The organism is Luteibacter sp. P4_E6, from assembly GCF_056401535.1.
Window position 1 is genome coordinate 1 of record NZ_JBFUJE010000401.1, and the last position, 3,634, is coordinate 3,634.

General features: G+C 63.8%; 3 protein-coding genes. All 3 read left to right on the plus strand.

The window, feature by feature from the left end:
* On the plus strand, window positions 1–577 hold a 577-nt coding region (locus AC1DT2_RS18030; RefSeq protein WP_477297850.1), incomplete at its 5' end, for an SDR family NAD(P)-dependent oxidoreductase.
* Window positions 578–793: 216 nt separating this feature from the next.
* Window positions 794–3,133 carry a S9 family peptidase gene (locus AC1DT2_RS18035; protein ID WP_477297852.1) on the plus strand — a complete coding sequence of 780 codons (2,340 nt, stop codon included), beginning with the start codon at window positions 794–796 and terminating at the stop codon, window positions 3,131–3,133.
* A gap of 286 nt (window positions 3,134–3,419) precedes the next feature.
* Window positions 3,420–3,602, plus strand: a complete 183-nt coding sequence (locus tag AC1DT2_RS18040; RefSeq protein ID WP_213949550.1) for a hypothetical protein — start codon at window positions 3,420–3,422, stop codon at window positions 3,600–3,602.
* Window positions 3,603–3,634 lie beyond the last annotated feature (32 nt).

Genomic DNA, 3,634 nt, shown 5'->3' on the forward strand with positions numbered 1-3,634 from the left:
GGGCCTGACCATCGATGTGCTGATCAACAACGCGGGCTACGGCGTCACCGGCTATCTCGAAGAGCAGCCCTGGGCGACGCATGCTGCCTTCATCCAGGTATTGATGACGGCGCCGACCGAGCTGGCCTACCGTTTGATTCCCGGCATGAAGTCGCGCGGTTACGGTCGCATCGTTAACGTCGCGTCGCTGGCCGGCCATGTTCCGGGTTCCGCAGGGCACACGCTTTATGCGGCGTCGAAGGCCTACCTGATCAAGTTCTCGCAGTCGCTGGCGCTCGAAGGCAAGGCCAGCGGCGTGCACACCACGGCGGTGTGTCCCGGCTTCACGTATTCGGAGTTTCACGACGTGACGGGCTCGCGCAATCTCGTCTCGAAGATGCCAGGTTTCATGTGGATGGACGCCCCGACCGTGGCCCGGCAGGGCATGGACGCGGTGGAGGCCGGCAAGGCGGTCTACGTGAACGGCGGGGTGAACCGGGCGATCAAGGCCCTGTTCAAGCTGATGCCGGACGCCCTGGCCCTGAAAATGATCGAAAGGCAAGGCAAGCGGTACCGATCGGGGCCTCATTCCGGGTAACTCGCCGCCGCCAACGGTTGTGGGAGCCGATTCATCGGCGATCCCGCGGCAGCGGGCCCGGTTACGACAAGCACCCGATCGCCGATGAATCGGCTCCTACAGGGGTGCTGCCCGGTCGACCCGTGACCTCTGGCATAGGCCGCCGGGGCCGCCTGGGGCTAGCCTCGTCCGGTTTGCGGCGCTTTCCGCGCCGCGTTGCCGTCACGGGGACCATCGATGTCGATCAAACGTAACGCGGCGCTGTCCGGCGCCGTCCTCCTTGGCCTGATCGGGGCCACCGCCTCCGCGCAGACCGTCACCACCGACGATTACCGCCGCGCGGACTCGTTCCTCGGCACCAATACGGCGCCACTGGTGGACCATTCGGTCTCCCGCGTCACGTGGGTCGACGACACCCATTTCTGGTATCGCGACCACGACAAGGACGGTGACCAGTTCATCACGGTCGACGCCTCGACCGGTCAGGCGACGCGCGCATTCGACCGCGACAAGGTGGCCGCGGCGCTGTCGACGTCCACGGGCAAAAAGGTCGATGCAACCAAGCTGCCGGTGACCGCATTCACGGTGCGCCCGGACGGCACCCTCGATATCACCTCGCATGGCAAGCACTACCTCTGCGACAAGGCCGCCGACAAGTGCGACCTGGCGGCGGTGAAGAAAGATGCCAACGGCAAGGCGTACGGCGAAGAGCCGGGTCTGGTCTCGCCGGATGGCAAGTCCGAAGCCTTCGTGCGCGACTGGAATCTCTGGGTGCGCGACGTGGCCAGCGGTGCGGAAACGCAGCTGACCACCAACGGCGTCAAGGATTACGGTTACGCCACCGACAACGCTGGCTGGAAGCACACCGACGAGGCCATCGGCGTGTGGTCGCCGGACTCGACGAAGTTCGCCACGTTCCAGCAGGACCAGCGCAAGACCGGCGAAATGACCCTCGTCAGCACCAACGTCGGCCACCCCAAGGTCGATACCTGGAAGTACCCGCTGCCGGGCGACAAGGACGTCACGATGATCGAGCGCGTCGTCATCGACGTGCCGACGAAGAAGACCGTGCGCTTCAAGATGCCGGCCGACCAGCATCGCTCGACGATCTGCGACGACGTGTCGTGCAGCCCGGGCCTGTGGGACGACGTGCGTTGGGCCGCCGACGGCAAGAGCATCGCCTTCGTCTCCACCTCGCGTGACCACAAGCAGGAATGGTTCCGCGTGGCGAACCCGGAAACGGGTGACGTGCGCGAGGTCTTCGGCGAGAAAGCGAAGACCTACTTCGAAAGCGGCAACGACATGGTCAACTGGCAGTACGTGCCCGAGACCGACGAAGTGATCTGGTTCTCCGAGCGGAGCAACTGGGGCCACCTCTACATGTACAGCCTGAAGACCGGCAAGCTCGAACACCAGATCACCACCGGCGACTGGAACGTCACCCAGGTGCTGCACATCGATGCGAAGACGAAAACGATCTGGTTCCGCGGCGTGGGTCGTGAGAAGGGTGTCGATCCGTACTACCAGTCGTTCTACAAGGTGGGTTTCGACGGCAAGGGCCTGACTCTGCTCACCCCGGAAAAGATGGACCATTCGGTCTCGATGTCGAAGGACGGCACGTACTTCTTCGACGCGTATTCGACCATCGAGACACCGCCGGTCGCCGTGGTCCGCCGCGCCGATACCGGTGCGACGGTGAAGGAAATCGCCCATGGCGATATCTCGCGCCTGAAGGCCACCGGCTGGATTCCGCCCACCGCTTTCACGGTGAAGGCGCGTGACGGCAAGACGGACCTCTACGGCCAGATGTTCAAGCCGACGAAGTTCGACCCGTCGAAGAAGTACCCGCTCGTCGTTTACATCTATCCGGGCCCGCAGGTCGGCTCGGTGCGCTCGCGCAGCTTCGTGGCATCGCACGGCGACAACCAGTCACTGGCCGAGCTCGGCTTCGTGGTCATCGCGGTCGACGGCATGGGTACGCCGCTCCGTTCGAAGGCGTTCCACGACGCGTACTTCGAAAACATCGGCGACAACACGCTGCCCGACCAGGTCGCGGCGGTGAAGGAGCTGACCAAGAAGTACAGCTGGCTCGACGCCGACAAGGTCGGCATCTGGGGTCATTCCGGCGGCGGCAACGCCACGGCGACCGCCATGTTCCGCTATGCGGACGTGTTCAAGGTCGGTATCTCGGAGTCGGGCAACCACGACAACCGCAACTACGAAGATGACTGGGCGGAGAAGTGGCAGGGCCTGCTGGTCACCGACAAGGACGGCAAGTCCAACTACGACGACCAGGCCAACCAGAAGTGGGCCGCGGGCCTCAAGGGCCACCTGATGATCGCCCACGGTACGTTCGACGACAACGTGCCGCCGTACGAGTCCCTGCTCGTGGTCGATGCGCTGATCAAGGCGAACAAGGACTTCGACCTGGTGATGATCCCGAATGCGCACCATGGTTACGGCGCCGCTACCACGTACATGACGCGTCGCCGCTGGGACTACTTCGTGCGCAATCTCGCCGGCGGCACGCCGCCGAAGGAATACCAGCTCACGCCGATGACGCCGCCCGGCGGCTGATGGCCAGCACAGGTTGGTGAACGACGAAGGCCCCGCTGCGAAGCGGGGCCTTTTTTTTAGACATTTCTCATATTGACCCGGTCTTTACGGAAGGCGTACGATCCCCGCGCCGACCGTGTGGTCGGTCTTTCACTCAAGTGGAACCCATGGATAGTTATCCGAGTCGACAGGCGATCGCGAATCTCGCGTTTGTGATCGCCCCCAACGTGCATGTCCGCGCGCAAGGCGTGGGCGAGATCCGTCACGGGTAACTCGCTCACCTCCGGCCGTGGGCTGGAGGTGTGCCATGTTCAAGATTCTTGTTTCCCTGTTCGCCCTGCGGGGCGCTTTCGGCGGCGTCGCAGCGAAAGCCTATTCCGTGCATGTGCCTTCCCGCAGCGATGGTCTTCGTCGCAGCGGGCTGCATTGCGTGTGGCGGCGCGACGCATCGTCGGGGCAGCTTCGTAGCTACTGGTCCGGATCGGACTGATATGGCGTTTGAGCAAAGCATCGCCGTAATGC